This window comes from Burkholderia sp. JKS000303, assembly GCF_002563755.1.
GTDB lineage: Bacteria > Pseudomonadota > Gammaproteobacteria > Burkholderiales > Burkholderiaceae > Burkholderia > Burkholderia anthina_B.
This window is the reverse complement of record NZ_PDBZ01000001.1, coordinates 3,370,665-3,387,603: the sequence shown is the minus strand read 5'-3', so window position 1 is coordinate 3,387,603 and position 16,939 is coordinate 3,370,665. Positions and strand designations below refer to the sequence as shown.

The window sequence follows — 16,939 nt, the reverse complement described above, 5'->3', positions numbered from 1 at the left end:
GGATATCGCATTTCGGTGTGGCGGCCGGGTCGGAACCCGCACGGCGCCGGACAGCCGATGCCGGACATTCTTGCCAAGCCGTATGTCGCTCGCGCGTCGTTCGACGCAACGGCCCGAAAAAAGAAAACCGGGCTCCGTGCGGCGGCACGGAGCCCGGTTTATCGGTCAGCGGCATCGGGTTACGCGACTGACCTGACGGCGGACAGCAATCGAGTCGCGTCGCATGCCGAATCAACTCAGCAGCACGATGCCTCCCGGCAGCATCGTCACATGCGCGCCAAACACGTCGCGCACCATCACGATCGCATCGTCGAGCCGGCGCAGCGAGAATTGCGCCTGCACGCGCGCATCGCCCAGCCGCGGATTGCGCAGCACGAGCTTGCCCGGCCGGTAACGGTTGATTTCGTCGATCACGGCGGCCAGCGGCACGTTGTCGAACACGAGCATGCCGCGACGCCATGCGGTGACGCTGGCGGTATCGACATTCGACGGCGCATGCACCATCCGGTCGTCATAGATGACCTGCTGCCCCGCCGACACCGTCGCCCGGCCATGCGGATGCCGCAGTTCGACCGAGCCCGTCACGCACGTCACGCAACCGGTATCGCCGGACAGCCGCACGTTGAATCCGGCGCGCCATGCGCGCACCCGCCCGCTGGCGGCCACGACGTCGAACGGCCGCGCCGCGCCCGGCGCGCCGGCGATGTCCGTCTGGATGTCCGCCTCGCCGGCCAGCAGCCGGATCCCGGCCGCGGGCGCGGCCGACGACAGCAGGTCGATCCGGGTCCGGGTGTTCAGGTCGACCACGACATCGCGCGCGAGCGCGAGCCGACGCTGCTCGCCCGTGCTGGTGCGATAGTCGGCCGCGAGATCGGCAACCGACGGCCACAGCGCCAGCGGCGGCCGCCATGCGAGCCAGCCGGCCGCGGCCGCCACCGCGCCGCCGACGAACAGGCGCCGGCCCATCTGCGGGCGCGACTGCGCAACCGTGGCGCGGCGTGGCGCCGGCTCGTCGCGCAGCGCCGGTGCAAGATTGCCCCACAGTCGACCGAGCATCTGCGCGGCTTCGCGATGGCGCGGATCGAGGTCGCACCAGTGGCGGAACGCCTCGGCATCCTCGCGCGACGCCGCGCCGGAGCGCAGCCGGATCAGCCACGACTCCGCCTGTTCATCGATCGCGTCCTGACGCGAACGTTCGGTGTTCGTCATCGATTGAGTCATCAGAATTTGCGCCGCCCGCGCGTGCTGCCGTCTTCCAGCGCCATGTGCTGCCGCAGGCCGTCGCGGCACGCGCGCAATGCAGAGCGTAGCTCCTTTTCGACCAGGCTCTCGGAAATGCCGAAGCGTTCGGCGATCTCGCGATTGAGCAGCCCGTCGATCCGCGCGGCAACCAGAATCGCGCGCTGACGGGACGGCAACGTGTCGAGTACCTGCTGGAGCGCCTCGATATCGCGGCGCGCGGACACGATCCGGTCCGGATCGGCCAGTTCGTCGCCGACCTCGAACAGCGCGTCGACGTCGCCCGTGCTCAGGTGCCGCTGCTCGCGCCGGTGCTGGTCGATCGCGACGTTCGCCGCCATCCGCAGCAGATACGCATCGGCATTGGCGACCTGCGCCGGATCGTTCATCGTGTCGAGCCGCAGCCAGGTTTCCTGCATCGCGTCGGCCGCGCCATCGCGTGAGCCGACGATGAACTCGAGCCGGCGCCGCAGGTGGGCGTACTTCGCAACGAACAGCGTGCGCAGGCGGGTTCGCGCGTCTTCGGCCATCCGCTAACCCCCGCCCTGCGACGTACAGCCCGGCACGACGTTGCCCTGTGCCGGACGCAGCAAAATCGTCACCGGCTGCGGCATGCCCGCCGGCGGCGCGTCGAACGCAAGGGACCGGATCGCGCGCCCGACCGCGGCATCGCGCGACGCGTCGCCGGTCGACCCGCCCACGCGGAAGGCGCTCACGTCTCCCGCCGGACCGACGCGCAGTTGCACTGCCAGCCGGTACGCGCCGGGGCGCGTCAGCGGCGAGCGGCAGAGCGCGCCGATCAGCGCCGCCTGCATCGACGCGACGTACGGGCCGTAGTCCGCGCCGCCGTGATGGATGCCGTCGATGGCCGACTCCGCGATCTCGAACGACAGCGGCGCGCCGGCCGGATTCGGCCCGGACGACGCAGCCGGCGACGGCACGATCGCCACTGCACGCGACGACGGAAAGCGGGCTTCCAGCCCCGTGCCGTCGAGAAGACGCAGCAATGCGTCGCGTGGCGTCAAGACGCCATGCACCGCGGTGCTCGTGCGCTGATCCAGCAGGCTGCTTTGCGCCATCACGGACAAGTTGCTTCTCTGACTGAAAAGTTTGAGCGCCGCAGCAAGCGGCTGCGCTGGAATATCGAGCGCGACCGGGCCGTCGTCGCCGGCCGCGGAATCCGCGAGCGACGTCGACGACGCCTGGGCCCACGCCGCGCCATGCAACGCGACGGACGCAAGGGCCGCCGCCAAGACCGCAATTGACGCGCAGGTCCGGCTCATCGGATCGACAGGAAAATGAGATCAACCGGCCGCACGCGACACCCGCGTCACGCGCGAAACGGATCAGTCGATCGTAAAAGCACCGGATGACATCGCGATGACCTGACGCGGACATGACATGCAGCCTGTTCGTCCGAGCAATCGCCCGGCGGCGCCCGCCGCCGCGCCGGCCCGCCGGTGCGATCGCCCGGCAGCCGTACCCGGACGCGCACGCAGGACCCGCTCGTACAAGTGAAGACGTATCGGGCGGCCGAAATCCGCATATCGGCCGCGGCGCCCCGCCCGGCAACGCCGTTCACTGACCGATCGGCATGGTGCGCACGTAGTCGACCGGCGGCTTCCCCAGCGAGACCGCGAACCGGATCCCGCGCGGTAGCGGCATCCCGAGCGACGCGATGTTGCTGAGGCCGTGCTGCGCGAGAAACTTCGCGTAGGTCTGCTCGACGGCCGCCTGGCTGGTGGTCCATCCGCCCGGTGCGATCCAGACCGATAGCTGCATCGCACCCGCGTCGCGACTGACGACCACGCTCGGGAACGCATCCATGTGGTGCAACGCGTCCTCGACCTCGCTCAGCGATGCGAGCGGCCCGGACGCACTGCGCGTCAGCTCCCGGCCGTTCAGCGCGTAGCGCACCACCTGCACCTGCGTCGGCCCGCCGCCAACCCCGACGTGTCGGACGAGCACCAGTTCGTTCGGGCGCAGCCGCAGCGGCGGCCCGAATACTTCGTCGGCCGTCACCAGGTTCAGCAGGTCGAATTGCAGTTGGGAGAAATAGCGGCCGAGCAGACGCGTCTGGGAAAGCGTCGCCGCGACCGTGTCGCGTCCGCGGATCGTCGCGTCGAGACCGCGCCACGACAGCAGCGCGATCACGGCCAGCAGCGCGATCGCGACCAGCATCTCGATCAGCGTGAAGCCGCGGGCGCGCCATCGTGCGCGCGCGTCAGTGCCGCGCTTCATCCTGCACCACGGTGGTCATTTGTGCGAGCAACGTCGCGCTCGACGCCGACGGATAGACGCTCACCGTGACCTCGCGCACCAGCGGGCTCTGCAATGCCCTCACCGACTGCCGGCACACGAACCGGTACGCGCCCTGCGGGCACGCGAACGTATTGCTGCCAACCGGCGGCCAGGTCGATGCGATGCGTATCGCGCCGAGCGCATTGTCCGCGCTCCACAGCGCGAGCAACCGCATGCGCGCGGCGTCGGTATCGGACGCGAGCGAACCGATCGCGCGCATCACCGCGCCCAGCGCGATCGCCACGATCGCCAGCGCGACCAGTACCTCGATCAGCGTGAAGCCCGGTTGCGGCGATCGCACCGCGTATGGCCTGCCGCACGCGCGGCGACGTCCGGCATGGCCGATGTTGTCGCGCCTGGCGTATGCCTGTCGTTCGGTCGTCACGCGTGAATCCATGGAGTCCCCGTTCGTGGCCGCGTCTCGCCGTCCGGTCGCGCCGGCCTGATCGGGGTCTCGCCTGGGCAGTGTTGCCGCGATTCGGTCGAACGGTGACGCGCATGGTCAGCAGCGCACGTCGACAGGTGCTCGGCCCGATATGGCATCGCCTCGGCCCAGCAAGCCATCGCCGGATCTCAACGCGCCGACTCATCCCGCACTGCAGCCGACCGACGGCCGGCGTGCAGTCAGCACGTTAAGCCGCGCGCGTGGCACTCGCATGTCGAAAGATACGCACCATTTGAGCGGGGGGCGTGTGGCGGTCGGGACGGCGTTCGTTACCGGATTCCGGTCTCCCCGCCGTTCGTCGATCTGCCATGCGGCCGATCGCGCCGCCGTCGCGGCGGCGGATCGGATGGTGGCGTCGGGACTTGAGCCGGACACGACGGACCGGTCGAAAGGAGCGGATTGACGAAGGACCGTACTGATCCGTGATCCTCACTGACGACGGTTTGCGCGAAACCGATCAATGCAACGAATGTCCCGCTCGCGACACTAGTGACTGATCATCCAGGGCCGCTTGCCGACGAAGGATTTGGCGCCGCCGGCCGACGCGGCCCTGGCCTGCGCGCCGCCGCAGCCGCAACCCGGCCCGTGACGGTGCCCCTGCGACACCGTCGGCGCGTGGGCGCTGCGTTCGTTGCCCGCATGCGCATTGCGCTGCGCCGCCGGCATCAGTGCCAGCATAGTGGCGGCCACGATGCGTTGCGCCGCGATGCCGCAGGCCGGACAGGCAATCGGCGCATCGCGCTCGGCGATGCGCCGCACGGAAGTGAAGTCGCCGCAGGACGAACAGGCGTAGTCATAGATCGGCATCGGCATGGCTCCGGATCGGGGGTTGGGCGCGCCGGCCGGGCCGGCGCGCGGCGCACTCAGTTCAGGTCAGGAGAGAGCAGCACGTCGGCATCGCCCTTGACATGCACGACCGGGCCGTTCGCATCGGGCCGGATGTCGAAGTCGAAGATCTGCGTGGGTATCCACAGCGTCGCGCACGAGTTCGGAATGTCCACCACGCCGCTGATATGCCCCTGTACCGGCGCCGTGCCCAGAATCGCATAGGCCTGCGCACGCGAATAACCGAACTTGGTCAGGTATTCGATCGCGTTCAGACAGGCCTGCCGATAGGCCACGTTGACGTCGAGATAGTGCTGCTTGCCGCCCTCGTCCACCGAGATGCCTTCGAAAATCAGATAGTCGTTGTAGTTCGGCGTAATCGGGCTCGGCTTGAAGATCGGATTGCGGATCCCGTATTTGGCCATCCCGTCCTTGATCACGTTGACGCGCATGTGCACCCAGCCGGCCATCTCGATCGCGCCGCAGAAGGTGATTTCGCCGTCGCCCTGGCTGAAGTGCAGATCGCCCACCGACAGGCCCGCGCCGTCGACATAGACCGGGAAGTACACCCGCGAGCCGCGCGACAGGTCCTTGATGTCGCAGTTGCCGCCGTGCTCGCGCGGCGGCACCGTGCGCGCGCCCTCGGCGGCGGCCTTGGCGCGCGCGTCGCCGTGCAGCTTGCCCATGTGGGCGGTCGGGCCGAACGGCGGATTGGCCAGCGGCGGCACGCGGTGCGGGTCGGTCTCGATCAGGCCCAGCTCGCGCTCGTTCCATCTGCGAAGCAGTGCGGGATCGGGCATGCAGCCGATCAGGCCCGGATGGATCAGGCCGGCGAACTGCACGCCGGGCACATGGCGCGACGACGTATAGACGCCATGGAAATCCCAGATCGATTTCTGCGCCTGCGGGAAATGGTCGGTCAGGAAGCCGCCGCCGTTCTTCTTCGAGAAGAAGCCGTTGAACCCCCACTGGCTGTCCGCCTTCGCACCGATGTCGAGCAGGTCGACCACCAGCAGATCGCCGGGCTTGACGCCACGCACGCCGACCGGCCCGGACAGGAAGTGGACGATCGACAGGTCGATGTCGCGCACGTCGTCGGCCGACTCGTTGTTCTTCACGAAACCGCCGGTCCAGTCGTAGGTCTCCAGGATGAAATCGTCGCCGGGGTTGACCCAGCAGGCCATCGGAATGTCCGGATGCCAGCGGTTGTGCACCATCTCGTTCTCGTAGGCCGATTGCTTCAGGTCTACCTTGATAAGGGTATCGGTCATATGCCTGTCTCCTGTTGGTGGATCCGGCCATCGTCGGGATGGCGAACTTCAACGACGCCGCCGGCGGCGGCGGACTGCAAACTCGCGTGACCTACTTGAGCGCGCCGCTGAGCAGCAGATAGCCCGGCAGCCAGCCGGTCGCAATGCCGGCGACGACGGTCGCGATGCCGGTCAGCCGCAGGATCGGGCGCTGCAGCGCCAGCAGCACGAAATAGAGGAACCACAGCACGCCCCAGCCGACCCAGCACCACGCGAACCAGACGTCCCAGATGGTCGTCGCGCGCTGCAACGACTCGATCGCGACCGGGATCACGGTGATCGACACGAACAGGCTGAACCAGCCGAGGCCACGCCCGTCGGCCCCGTTGAACCGGTTCAGCGCGACCCACAGATAGGTGAAGGTGAACAGCAGCGTCAGCGCGCCCGCCTTGATCGACGCGATGCTCGCGTCGCTGCCGAAGATCAGCTGCAACGACACCAGCATCGTGACGCCGCCCGAGAAGATGTTGACGACCCAGATTTCGCGGTCGCCGATCCGTCCGAGCAACCACAGGCCGTTGAGACACAGCACCGCACCCACGTACAGCAATGTCAGGCCTAGCATCGACGTCTCCTTCGATGTTTTGTCTTCGTGTGTTGTCGTCGTGTCGCCGGCTGCCGCGGCCTGGATGGCTGTTTTCGTTCTGCGGCGAGCGGGAACGCGTCAACTATAGGCAGTTGGCCGGCGATGCGAATCCCTCCCGGCGACGAATTGCACATCACCCGACAACGGGAGGCGGGCTCACCCGACTGGGTGAGCCATCGTGTCGTCAATGACGAAGCGAAACCCGCGCGGACGCGCGTTCGACACCATGAGGACGAGGGTGAAAGGCGCCCGCCGACACAAGCGGCGACACCGGCGCCACGAAGCGTCAGGCGTTCGGGCAGTGCTGCGCGTGCAGCCGCACCAGCTCCATCTGGCCGTGCGTATTGGTCTTCTGGAAGACCTGCTTCAGATGGCTGCGCACCGTGTTCTCGGACACGTGCAGCGTCTGCGCGAGCGTGGCAATCGAGTGCCCGTCGAAAATCAGCGCGCTGACGCGCGCCTGCGCGTCGCTCAGCTTGAACTGGCGCGCGAACGAACAGTCATGGTGCGCATGCTCCGCGCGCTGGCGACGCGCGCTGACCACCAGCAGCACACGCGCGTGCTCCGCGCCGCCGCGCAGCGACGCGCCGGCCGGCTGCAACGTCAGCGTGGTAGGCAGGCGCGCGCCGGGCGACGACACCGACAGCACCTGGGTGGGCGGCAGTCCGGCGCGCGGGCCGCCTTCGCCCGCTTGCCGGGCCAGGTCGGCGAGTGTCTCGCGCAGCGCGCGCTGATCGGCCGGCGTCACGGCGGCCAGATAGGGGCCATCGCGATACAACCCGCTGTCCTGCTCGCACAGCGCTTGCGCATTGCGGTTGCTGTAGGCGATGCGGCCGTCCGGCTCGACCAGGAAAGTCGCATTCGCATGGCCGTCGACGACATGCATCAGCGCCTGCTCCAGATCGGCCGCATGGCGGCGGTGCCAGCGGTTCTCCATCGCCAGCGCGATATGCGCGAGCAACCCGCGAAACTCGCTCTTTTCCTTCGCGCCGAAACGCCGTTGCCCTTCGCTGCGATACAGCTCGACGTAGCACAGCGCATCGTCGTCGCGCGCGACCACGCCGCACAGCCGGTGCCGCAAGCGCTGCGGGTGCAACAAGGCCTTGTAGTAGTCGGTGCCGACCAGCTCGCGGCCGCCCAGTATCTCGTCGCCGCTGCTGACATGCAGCGGCTGGCATGCGTCGGTGGACAGGAACCATGGATTGCGCGGCGCGTATTCGGCGAAGACGCGCGCGAACGCGGGATCGTCCGGCGCGCCGTACAGCACCTCGCCCTGGCCACGGGCCAGATGACGCTGCGCCAGCACCGCCGACGCGGCGTCGAAGCGCTCGCGCAGTTGCGCCATCACGCCGCGCCATGCATCCTCGTCGCGGGCGGCATGGATGCGGTATAGCAGCTCGCCCGTCCCGGGCGAATCGGCATTGTGCGCTGGCAACCGCGCCTCCTCCTTGGGTCCCCTACTGCGGGTTTGTCGGGCAGCGCAGCTGAAACAGCGCGATCTGCATGCTGAATGGTTGCCGGCAAGTCTTTTCGCTCGGGCCATAAAAGTCAAGACCTGCGCGGTCACGCGCGGATCGCACGGCCCGCGCCCGACGCCCGCGCGTCATTGCGCAGCATCGGGAATCCGACAATAATCGGAGCGCCCGCAGTCAGCGCAATCCGCATCGACGCCCTCACCATGCGCATCAAACGAGAATATCAATCCTGGGTCGCGAACGAGACACTGGAAGACTACGCACTGCGCTATGCGGCGCGCTCGTATCGCCGCTGGACGCCGTTCACGCTGGCCAACACCGCGCTGGGCGGCGCGTCGTTCCTCGCACTGGAAGCCATCGGCGCCAGCGTCACGCTGAGCTTCGGGTTCCAGAACGCTTTTCCGGCGATCGTGCTGGTCTGCCTGCTGATCTTCCTGATCGGCGTGCCGGTGGCTTACTACGCGAGCGTGTCCAACGTCGACATCGACCTGCTCACGCGCGGCGCCGGCTTCGGCTACGTCGGCTCGACCGTCACGTCGCTGATCTACGCGTCGTTCACGTTCATCTTCTTCGCGCTCGAATCGGCGATCCTCGCTCAAGCGCTCGCACTGGCCACCGGGCTCAACCTCACGCTCGGCTATCTGATCTGCTCGCTGGTGATCGTGCCGCTGGTGTTCTTCGGCGTCACGCTGATCAACAAGCTGCAGATGTGGACACAACCGCTGTGGATCGTGCTGCTGGTGTTGCCGTTCATCTATATCCTGTACCGCGATCCGCACGTGCTTGCGCAATGGGCGGCCTTCACCGGCCGCAACGGCGGCTCGCCGCGCTTCGACCTGCTCGCCTTCGGCGCGGCCACCGGCGTGCTGTTTTCGCTGGTCGGCCAGATTGGCGAGCAGGTCGACTATCTGCGCTTCCTGCCGGAGCGCACGCGTGAAAACCGCGTCGCCTGGTGGAGCGCGCTGCTGCTCGCCGGCCCCGGGTGGATCCTGATCGGCGGGCTCAAGGTGCTGGCCGGCAGCCTGCTGGCCGTGCTGGCCATCAAGGCCGGCGTTCCCAGCGGGCAGGCGATGGAACCGATCCATATGTACCAGTGGGCGTACGGCCAGGTGTTCGAGCAGCACGAGCTCGTGCTGGCGGCGGCGCTGCTGTTCGTGCTGGTCTCGCAGATCAAGATCAACGTGACCAATGCGTATGCCGGCTCGCTGGCCTGGTCGAACGTGTTCGTGCGGCTCACGCACTACCATCCGGGGCGCGTGGTCTGGCTGGTGTTCAATGTCGTGATCGCGCTGCTGCTGACGCTGCTCGGCATCTTCAGCACGCTGGAAGCGGTGCTCAGCGTCTACGCGAATCTGGTGATTGCGTGGCTGGGCGCGCTCGCGGCCGACCTGGTGGTGCTCAAGCCGCTCGGCATCAGCCCGCGCCACGTCGAATTCCGCCGGGCCTACCTATACGCCTTCAATCCGGTCGGCTGCGGCGCGATGCTGATCGCGTCGCTGGCCGGCGTCGGCGCCTATGCGGGGCTGTTCGGCCCGCTCGCAGAGGCCTATTCGGCATTCATCTCGCTCTTTGCGTCGTTCGTCAGCGCCATCGCGATCGCGTTCGTCACCGGCGGGCGCTATTACATCGCGCGCGACAATACCCATTACCGCGAGCACGACGCGGACGACACGATCCGCTGCTGCGTGTGCGAGCGCGACTACGAAGCGCCGGACATGGCGCACTGCCCGTTCTACCAGGGCCCGATCTGTTCGCTGTGCTGCGGGCTCGACAACCACTGCCACGACGCGTGCAAGCGCCCGGACGCGCTCGACGCGCACGCGCCGGCGAGCCACGGCGAACTGGCCCGGGTGCTCGCGCCGAGCTTCACCGGGCGCCTCGCCCGCTTCCTCGGTCTGCTGCTGATCGCGGCCGCCGCGATGGGCGCCCTCTTTCTGCTGGCGTGGCGTCTGATGTCCGTCGGCGCCGCGCCGCCGGGTCCGGGTTTCGGCAATCTGCTGCTGCGCACCTACGCGGCCATGCTGCCGCTGCTCGCGTTCGGCGCGTGGTGGATCGTCCTCACGCACGAAAGCCGCGAACTCGCGCGCGCGGAGCTGGTCGAGTCGCTGCGCCATCTCGAATCCGCGCGCAAGACGCTGGTCGAGTCCGAGAAGATGGCGTCGCTGGGCGGACTGGTCGCCGGCGTCGCACACGAGATCAATACGCCGGTCGGCATCGTCGTCAGCGCAGCGTCCTATCTGCAGGACCGCACCGACGCGACGTCGGCGCTGCACGCGCGCGGCGCGTTGAATCCCGCCGAGCTGGAACGCTACCTGGCCGACGCCGCTCAATCGGCCAAGCTGATGCTGGCCAACGCGAACCGCGCGGCGCAGCTCGTACAGAGCTTCAAGCAGGTGGCCGTCGACCAGACCAGCGAAAAGCGGCGCAGCTTCGACCTCGGCGACTACCTGCGCAATACGCTGCTGAGCCTCGAGCCGACGCTGCGCGATACCCGCGTGTCGCTGCAGGTCGATTGCCCGCCCGGCATCGTGATGGACAGCTATCCCGGCCCGATCGCGCAGATCGCCACCAATCTCGTGATGAATTCGCTGCAGCACGGCTTCGCCGGCGGCCGCACCGGCACCATCAGCATCAGCGCGGGGCAGGCGAACAACGACGAGATCGTGATCCGCCACGGCGACGACGGCTGCGGCATTCCGCGTGCGCTGCACGGGAAGATCTTCGAGCCGTTCTTTACGTCGCGCCGTGGCCAGGGCGGCAGCGGCCTGGGGTTACACCTCGTCTACAACCTGATCACGCAGCGGCTGTGCGGCACCATTTCGGTGGAAGACCGGGCCGGCGGTGGCGTCACCTTTCTGGTGCGGGTACCGCGCGTCACGCCGTCGGCCAAGGCCACCATTCCCGTTGTTCCCTCCGGAAATCCCTCATGAACGCAGACGCATCGATGCTCCCGTGGCAGGTCCTGCTGGTCGACGACGAACCCACCGTGCACGAAGTCACCCGCCTCGTGCTGCGCGACCTGACGTTTTCCGGCCGCCCGGTGATCTTCCACAGCGCGTACTCGGGCGAGCAATGCATCGCCCACCTCGCGGCCCACCCCGACACGGCGCTGATGCTGCTGGATGTCGTGATGGAGACGGACCATGCCGGGCTGGACGTCGTGCAGCACATCCGCCAGCAGCTGCGCAACACCGACGTGCAGATCGTGTTGCGCACCGGTCACCCCGGCATGGCGCCGGAGGCGCAGGTCGTGACCGACTATGAGATCAACGGCTATTTCGTCAAGACCGAGCTCACCGCGCAGAAACTGCTCTCGGTGGTGATTGCCGGGCTGCGCAGCTACCAGTACCTGAAGACGCTCCAGCAACGGCATGCGCCGCAGGACGGCGCCGACATCGCGGACGATGACGCCGCCGCCATCGCCCGTGCGCTGGAAGCAACCCGCTACCGCCTGCTCGCCCAGTGCCAGTTCGAGCTGGCCGACGGCACGCCGGCGTCCGTTGCGTTGCTGCCGGAATGGCCGGTCGCCGACGGCTGGATGGCGCACGCGGCCCTCTCCGGCCGGATCCGCGACGCGGCGCGGATCTCGGCCGTCAACGCGGCGCTGCTGCGCGATGCGTGCGCACTGGCGAACGCGTGGCATGCCGAGCGCGGCCACCGCGCGCCCGGGCATGACGCGGCCGGCCGGCCGCTGCGGATCAGCGTGCCGCTGCTGCTCGCCGCGGCCGGCAACGACGCCGATACGTTTCAGCATCTCGCGAGCCTCGTGCGCGACGCGCTGGCCGACGCCGGCCTGCCGGGCAGCGCGCTCGACATCCAGCTGCCGGGGAACCTGCCGTCCGTCTTCGACAGCGCCGAAGCCGCACGCGACGCCTGTGCGCAGTTGCGGGAACTCGGCGTGTCGATCACGCTGAACGACATCGGCAACGGCCCGATCTCGCTCGCGCATCTGCGCCGGCTGCTGCCGGACCGGTTGCAGATTGCGGCCAGCGATGCGTGCGAAGTGGCCGACGATGCGGAACGCGCGGCCATTGCGCGCGCGGTGATCGCGCTCGGACACACGCTCGGCGTGCAGGTGCTCGCCAGCGGCGTCACGCGGGCGGCGGACCTGCAATTCTTCAAATGGGAGGGCTGCGACCTTTGTCAGGGCGACCTGACCGGCGCGCGCTGGGACGCGGAGAACTGGCGGCAGATGTTGCCTGCGGGCTAGGCCCGGTATCCGTATGAAACGCGCATGCAAACGCCCGAAATCGCTCGCAGGGCAATGGAGGCCGAAGTCAAAATGGCGCGCGATCCGCTAAAAGCGTTCGCGACACCCTTCGCGAAGGCGTCGCGGTGAAGTACGGCGCGGTTGAACCCATGCGGCAGGACCATCCACGCCGATGTGCCGCATACAGGGCGTATCGGTAAGCGGCTACGATGCGTGGCGCAAGCGCACGCCGTCTGAAAGAACGCAGCAGGAACCTCGCCCGGAAGCGGAGGGGCTCGCGGCGCATCGGCGAACCCGGGAGCGTTTCAGGCCCGAGCGCCTGAGCCGAAGCCCGGCCGAGCCGGCAAGTGGTTCCGGCGGATACCTGCCCTGAGCACGGGCTGGATGCCATTGAGTGCCACGCGAGGCCAACACTCGCCTCGCTGCGTCCCCAGCCAGAATTATTCGTTTTCTTCGAAGTAGTGGCCGAACTTGACCTGCTTGGTCCGGATATAGCGCTCGTTTTCCTCGCGCATCGGCACCGCAAGCGCCACGCGTTCGCACACGGGAATGCCGTGCTTCGCCAGCGTGTCGAACTTCTTCGGATTGTTGCTCATCAGTCGCACCGACGTCACGCCAAGGATCCGCAGGATCGCGGCGGCGGAGTCGTATTCACGCGCATCGTCGGGCAGGCCGAGATCGAGATTGGCCTCGACGGTGTCGCGCCCCTGCTCCTGCAGCGCATACGCGCGAATCTTGTTGCTCAGGCCGATGCCGCGCCCTTCGTGGCCGCGCAGATACAGCAGCACGCCACGGTCTTCCGCGGCGATGTAGCGCAGCGCGAGATCGAGTTGCTCGCCGCAATCGCAGCGGTAGGAGCCGAACACGTCGCCGGTCAGGCACTCGGAATGCAGCCGCGTCAGCACGGACTGCTCGCCGGTGACGTCGCCCATCACGAGCGCGAGGTGTTCGGCATCGCTGCCCGATACGCGGAAAGCGTATGACGTGAACGTACCGTAGCGCGTGGGCAGCGACGCGGTGGCGACGAGCGTCACGCACTCGTCGACCTGGCCAGTGCCCGGCGTGGGCGATTGGGGACGCGAAGACATCATGAATTCAATCGAACGATCAGGAATATAGGAGTTGTGTGGATAGTGCGTGACCGGAGTTTACCGCTAATCTGGAAACGTCACGCGACTGCCGCCGCAGGCCCGGCTATACTGGCCTCGTCGGGTGACGCGCATCACGCCCTGCCTTCCCTGCATCGTTCTGCACACGGAGAAAGCAAATGAGCACGACTGTCGCGCAGATTCTCAAAGCCAAGCCTGATTCGGGCCGCACGATCTATACCGTCACGAAAGCCGATTTCGTCTACGACGCCATCAAGCTGATGGCGGAAAAAGGCATCGGCGCATTGCTGGTCATGGACGGCGACGACATCGCGGGCATCGTTACCGAACGAGACTACGCGCGCAAGGTCGTGCTGCAGGATCGTTCGTCGAAGGCCACCCGCGTCGACGAAATCATGACGACCAAGGTGCGCTACGTCGAACCGGCACAATCCACCGACGAGTGCATGGCGCTGATGACCGAGCACCGGATGCGCCACCTGCCCGTCCTCGACGGCGGCAAGCTGATCGGCCTGATCTCGATCGGCGACCTCGTGAAGAGCGTGATTGCCGACCAGCAGTTCACGATCAGCCAGCTCGAACACTACATCCACGGCACGCCCACGGTCACGTCCGCCTGACCCGCCCCAGCAAAAAAGGCCCAAACGCGCGAGCGTCTGGGCGGGAAAGCCGCCGGAATGCGGCGACGGAGGTTCTGCTCTGCTGACGCGGACGCGCGCAAATGGCGCGCGTCCCGTCGGTCATGTGCTGTGCTCGGGCAGACCCCGGGGTGATCAGTTGCCGAAGTAGACCGAATTCACGGGGTTCGGCGCTTCGCGCATCATGCGGCGGCCCGACTGGCCGGCGGCGGTCGGCACCGAACCGTAGCCACTCGTATCGGCTTGCGCGAGCATCGGCTGGTTCGGCTGGATGCGTTGTTCTGCGGCCTGGACGTTCTGCGGATATTGCGAATCGCTCGCAAGCGGCTTGTAGCCGTTCTGTTCGAGCTGCACGAGGTCGGCCCGGACCTGTGCGCGAGTCAAGCCCTGGTCGGACTGTGCGAACGATGCAATCGGGGCGGCAAGGACGGATGCAGCGATCGCTGCATAGATGATCGACTTCATGGTGGACCTCCGAAATATGTTCTCTTTTGACGTCGCTTCCGGCAGAACTGTCTGAAGCGATGGAAGAAGTGTAGTGCTCGCGATACCAAGGGGAAACCCTTGGTTTGGACATACAGCGTTGCATTTTTGGCAAATATTGGCGGCTGTTCGCCTATGAGATCGCTATCACTTAAACCATTTCCACAACAATGCCTGACGAAAGGCCGACACCTGAATCACCGTCCCGGAAGGTTATGTTGTAGAATCGTAAGGTTTTATTCACCCGCCGATATTCGATCCGTCATGTACGCGCTCACGCCCCTTTTCGTTTCGCCGTCCGGTCCGGCCGGCGTGCGTGCGCGCGTCGGCCATCCGGCGCACCCCTGCGCTCGACGTACGGCCCAGGCGCCGCTCGCCGCTGCCCGGCGCCTGATCTGACGGACTGGTCTCCTCCCCGGAGCCACGTCAGACGGGCTCCGGGCGATCCTCATAGGCACGCCACGCCTGCCCCATGCCGATCATTTGGAGAACCTCCATGAAACAACGCCTTTACCAGTTGACCGAACTCGACGTCGCCCGCCTCGAGAAGCACGCCGAAAGCAATCCCCGATTCCAGACGATGCTCGACACCCTGCTCGAGCGCGCCGACATCGTCCAGCCCGACGCCGTGAAGGCCAACGTCGTCACGATGAACTCGCAGATCACGCTGCTCGACGAAGCGTCGCAGGAACAGGCCACGTGGACGATTGTTTATCCCGATGCCGCCAATCTCGAACTGGGGCGCCTGAACGTGTTCTCGCCGGTCGGGATGGCATTGCTGGGTACGCAGCGCGGCCAGCTCGTCAAAGTCATGCAGCCGAGCGGTGCCGAGAAGCTGATGAAGGTCTCCGCCATCGTGTTCCAGCCGGAAGCCAACGGCGAATACACGCGCTAAAGCCGCCGGCCGGCCAGCGCGCGCCCTGTCGCGGCGCAAAACGAAAAAAGCGAGGCACGAGGCCTCGCTTTTTTGCGTCCGGACGCCATGCATCGCCGGCACCGCCATCGCTCCAGCCGCTTCAGCCGTCGATGGATGAAAAAAAGGCGCCCGAAGGCGCCTTTTTTGATGCTGCGAAGCTGGTTACCCAGCCGTCACGCTTAGAAACGGTGACGCAGACCAACCGTTGCTGCGGTTTGGTTGATCGACGAGCTTGCTGCCGTCGTCGGGTCGCCGTTGTAGATCGACGCGCCGCCTGCGTTCTTCGATGCGCGTTGGTACACAGCTTGTGCGTACACGTCCGTGCGCTTCGACAGAGCGTAGTCAGCTTGCAGACCGAACTGGTTCCAGTGCGCGCTGCTGCCGTCAACCTTCGCGTTCGTGTACGTGTAAGCAGCACCCAGGCCGAGAGCCGGCGTCAGGTTGTACTTTGCGTTGACTTCGTAGTTGTCAGCGTGGAACGTGCCGCCGCCGTCAGCTTGGTTGTCAACACGCGATTGCGTCCATGCTGCGCCAACTTGCGCCGGGCCGAATGCGTATGCAGCTGCCGCGCCGTACGTGCGCAGGCGGCCTTGGCCGTTGAACAGTGCGTTGTTCGACACAACTGCGCCCGACGACGTTGCGTTCGGGTTGTTCGCTTGCGAGTAAGCTGCTGCCAGCTTCAGGCCTTGGAACTGGTAAGCCACGCCGCCGCTGTATGCACGGTTGTTGCCGAAGTTCGTGTCGTTCGAGAACGAGTACGTGCCGCCGAATTGCAGGCCAGCGTAGTTAGCGCTCGTGAACTTGATCGAGTTGTTGTTCGAGTAGCCGCCGTTCGTGCTCAGGTTGTCGTTGTTGCCGACGTGAGCGAAGTACGTACCACCCCACGAACCCGTTGCGGTCAGCGGAGCCAGGTAGTCTTGAACGGAGTCATACTGCTTGCCCAGCGTAACCGTGCCGTACTGGCTCGACAGACCGACAAATGCTTGACGGTTGAAAATGGTGTTGTTGCCACCGTTCGCGAACTTGCCGTTACCGATACCGAAGCCGCTTTCCAACGTGAAGATTGCCTTCAGGCCGCCACCGAGGTCTTCCGAACCACGCAGGCCGAAGCGGCTCTGGTCAATGCCCGAACCCATCGACCACAGCGACTTGCCTTGGCCGGCTGCGTTCTGGACGTTGCTTTGGTAGGTGATGCCTGCGTCCAGCACGCCGTACAGCGTGACGCTGCTTTGCGCGTGAGCGACGGTAGCGAACGATGCTGCAGCTGCTGCAACGATCAGAGTCTTGTTCATTCGTGGAGCTCCCTTCTAAAAAGAGGCAGGTCTCGCGACCTTGTTCATAAACGGTCTGCAACCGTCCGGAAACGCCATCGGTACTGCTGGCTGCGCCCGGATAGTTGCCC

Annotated in this window: 16 protein-coding genes and 1 pseudogene; 5 read left to right on the top strand and 12 right to left on the bottom strand. The window is 66.5% G+C overall.

The window, feature by feature from the left end:
- Nucleotides 1-231: 231 nt before the first annotated feature.
- From BX604_RS16205 to BX604_RS39620, 9 genes are all read right to left on the bottom strand, one after another.
- Nucleotides 232-1,209 (bottom strand): FecR family protein, encoded by a 978-nt coding sequence (locus BX604_RS16205; RefSeq protein ID WP_244109070.1) that lies wholly within the window; start codon nucleotides 1,207-1,209, stop codon nucleotides 232-234.
- 11 nt (nucleotides 1,210-1,220) lie between these two features.
- Nucleotides 1,221-1,769, bottom strand: a complete 549-nt coding sequence (locus BX604_RS16200; protein ID WP_098551685.1) for an RNA polymerase sigma factor — start codon at nucleotides 1,767-1,769, stop codon at nucleotides 1,221-1,223.
- A gap of 3 nt (nucleotides 1,770-1,772) precedes the next feature.
- Nucleotides 1,773-2,318: an STN domain-containing protein gene (locus tag BX604_RS16195; protein WP_179894816.1), complete on the bottom strand. Its 546-nt coding sequence runs from the start codon at nucleotides 2,316-2,318 to the stop codon at nucleotides 1,773-1,775.
- Between the two features lie 499 nt (nucleotides 2,319-2,817).
- Nucleotides 2,818-3,480, bottom strand: coding sequence for a PulJ/GspJ family protein (locus BX604_RS16190; protein ID WP_098551684.1), 663 nt, complete (start codon nucleotides 3,478-3,480; stop codon nucleotides 2,818-2,820).
- Nucleotides 3,464-3,925, bottom strand: a complete 462-nt coding sequence (gene gspI, locus BX604_RS16185) for a type II secretion system minor pseudopilin GspI (RefSeq protein ID WP_373562418.1) — start codon at nucleotides 3,923-3,925, stop codon at nucleotides 3,464-3,466. Before gspI ends, BX604_RS16190 begins: the two co-directional genes overlap by 17 nt.
- A 546-nt stretch (nucleotides 3,926-4,471) precedes the next feature.
- Nucleotides 4,472-4,792 carry a zinc ribbon domain-containing protein gene (locus BX604_RS16180; protein ID WP_098552908.1) on the bottom strand — a complete coding sequence of 107 codons (321 nt, stop codon included), beginning with the start codon at nucleotides 4,790-4,792 and terminating at the stop codon, nucleotides 4,472-4,474.
- A gap of 56 nt (nucleotides 4,793-4,848) precedes the next feature.
- Nucleotides 4,849-6,081 carry a formamidase gene (fmdA, locus tag BX604_RS16175; RefSeq protein ID WP_098551682.1) on the bottom strand — a complete coding sequence of 411 codons (1,233 nt, stop codon included), beginning with the start codon at nucleotides 6,079-6,081 and terminating at the stop codon, nucleotides 4,849-4,851.
- Nucleotides 6,082-6,172: 91 nt separating this feature from the next.
- Entirely contained in the window at nucleotides 6,173-6,685 is a 513-nt protein-coding gene (locus BX604_RS16170; RefSeq protein ID WP_098551681.1) for an AmiS/UreI family transporter, read from the bottom strand.
- Between the two features lie 307 nt (nucleotides 6,686-6,992).
- Complete coding sequence (locus BX604_RS39620; RefSeq protein WP_143748047.1) at nucleotides 6,993-8,141, bottom strand: helix-turn-helix transcriptional regulator; 1,149 nt, start codon at nucleotides 8,139-8,141, stop codon at nucleotides 6,993-6,995.
- 243 nt (nucleotides 8,142-8,384) lie between these two features.
- On the opposite strand from BX604_RS39620, the gene BX604_RS16160 reads away from it, so the two are divergent.
- The 3 genes and pseudogenes from BX604_RS16160 to BX604_RS16150 all read left to right on the top strand — a co-directional run.
- Nucleotides 8,385-11,111 carry an ATP-binding protein gene (locus BX604_RS16160; protein ID WP_098551679.1) on the top strand — a complete coding sequence of 909 codons (2,727 nt, stop codon included), beginning with the start codon at nucleotides 8,385-8,387 and terminating at the stop codon, nucleotides 11,109-11,111.
- Entirely contained in the window at nucleotides 11,108-12,391 is a 1,284-nt protein-coding gene (locus tag BX604_RS16155; protein ID WP_098551678.1) for an EAL domain-containing response regulator, read from the top strand. The genes BX604_RS16160 and BX604_RS16155 overlap by 4 nt, the downstream gene beginning before the upstream one ends.
- Before the next feature lie 60 nt (nucleotides 12,392-12,451).
- Nucleotides 12,452-12,719 (top strand): annotated as a pseudogene (locus tag BX604_RS16150) (IS3-like element ISBvi4 family transposase); the annotation flags it as partial.
- A gap of 112 nt (nucleotides 12,720-12,831) precedes the next feature.
- On the opposite strand, the gene ribA reads toward BX604_RS16150, so the two are convergent.
- A complete protein-coding gene (gene ribA / locus BX604_RS16145) occupies nucleotides 12,832-13,482 on the bottom strand; it encodes a GTP cyclohydrolase II (RefSeq protein WP_098551677.1) in 651 nt (216 codons plus the stop codon).
- A gap of 176 nt (nucleotides 13,483-13,658) precedes the next feature.
- Between ribA and BX604_RS16140 the strand changes: the two genes are divergently transcribed.
- Nucleotides 13,659-14,120 (top strand): CBS domain-containing protein, encoded by a 462-nt coding sequence (locus BX604_RS16140; protein WP_098551676.1) that lies wholly within the window; start codon nucleotides 13,659-13,661, stop codon nucleotides 14,118-14,120.
- 153 nt (nucleotides 14,121-14,273) lie between these two features.
- Here the strand turns inward: BX604_RS16140 and BX604_RS16135 are convergent, their stop codons facing one another.
- Nucleotides 14,274-14,603: a DUF4148 domain-containing protein gene (locus tag BX604_RS16135; protein WP_098551675.1), complete on the bottom strand. Its 330-nt coding sequence runs from the start codon at nucleotides 14,601-14,603 to the stop codon at nucleotides 14,274-14,276.
- 514 nt (nucleotides 14,604-15,117) lie between these two features.
- Between BX604_RS16135 and BX604_RS16130 the strand changes: the two genes are divergently transcribed.
- Entirely contained in the window at nucleotides 15,118-15,516 is a 399-nt protein-coding gene (locus BX604_RS16130) for a GreA/GreB family elongation factor (RefSeq protein WP_098551674.1), read from the top strand.
- A 200-nt stretch (nucleotides 15,517-15,716) separates the two neighbouring features.
- Here the strand turns inward: BX604_RS16130 and BX604_RS16125 are convergent, their stop codons facing one another.
- Nucleotides 15,717-16,829, bottom strand: a complete 1,113-nt coding sequence (locus BX604_RS16125) for a porin (RefSeq protein WP_098551673.1) — start codon at nucleotides 16,827-16,829, stop codon at nucleotides 15,717-15,719.
- Nucleotides 16,830-16,939: the final 110 nt, after the last annotated feature.

Bases quoted from the DNA above. Each gene is read 5' to 3' on its own strand.
- BX604_RS16205 (WP_244109070.1), bottom strand. From the start codon at position 1,209: ATGACGAACACCGAACGTTCGCGTCAGGACGCGATCGATGAACAGGCG.
- BX604_RS16200 (WP_098551685.1), bottom strand. From the start codon at position 1,769: ATGGCCGAAGACGCGCGAACCCGCCTGCGCACGCTGTTCGTTGCGAAG.
- BX604_RS16195 (WP_179894816.1), bottom strand. From the start codon at position 2,318: ATGGCGCAAAGCAGCCTGCTGGATCAGCGCACGAGCACCGCGGTGCAT.
- BX604_RS16190 (WP_098551684.1), bottom strand. From the start codon at position 3,480: ATGAAGCGCGGCACTGACGCGCGCGCACGATGGCGCGCCCGCGGCTTC.
- BX604_RS16180 (WP_098552908.1), bottom strand. From the start codon at position 4,792: ATGCCGATCTATGACTACGCCTGTTCGTCCTGCGGCGACTTCACTTCC.
- fmdA (WP_098551682.1), bottom strand. From the start codon at position 6,081: ATGACCGATACCCTTATCAAGGTAGACCTGAAGCAATCGGCCTACGAG.
- BX604_RS16170 (WP_098551681.1), bottom strand. From the start codon at position 6,685: ATGCTAGGCCTGACATTGCTGTACGTGGGTGCGGTGCTGTGTCTCAAC.
- BX604_RS16160 (WP_098551679.1), top strand. From the start codon at position 8,385: ATGCGCATCAAACGAGAATATCAATCCTGGGTCGCGAACGAGACACTG.
- BX604_RS16155 (WP_098551678.1), top strand. From the start codon at position 11,108: ATGAACGCAGACGCATCGATGCTCCCGTGGCAGGTCCTGCTGGTCGAC.
- ribA (WP_098551677.1), bottom strand. From the start codon at position 13,482: ATGATGTCTTCGCGTCCCCAATCGCCCACGCCGGGCACTGGCCAGGTC.
- BX604_RS16140 (WP_098551676.1), top strand. From the start codon at position 13,659: ATGAGCACGACTGTCGCGCAGATTCTCAAAGCCAAGCCTGATTCGGGC.
- BX604_RS16135 (WP_098551675.1), bottom strand. From the start codon at position 14,603: ATGAAGTCGATCATCTATGCAGCGATCGCTGCATCCGTCCTTGCCGCC.
- BX604_RS16130 (WP_098551674.1), top strand. From the start codon at position 15,118: ATGAAACAACGCCTTTACCAGTTGACCGAACTCGACGTCGCCCGCCTC.
- BX604_RS16125 (WP_098551673.1), bottom strand. From the start codon at position 16,829: ATGAACAAGACTCTGATCGTTGCAGCAGCTGCAGCATCGTTCGCTACC.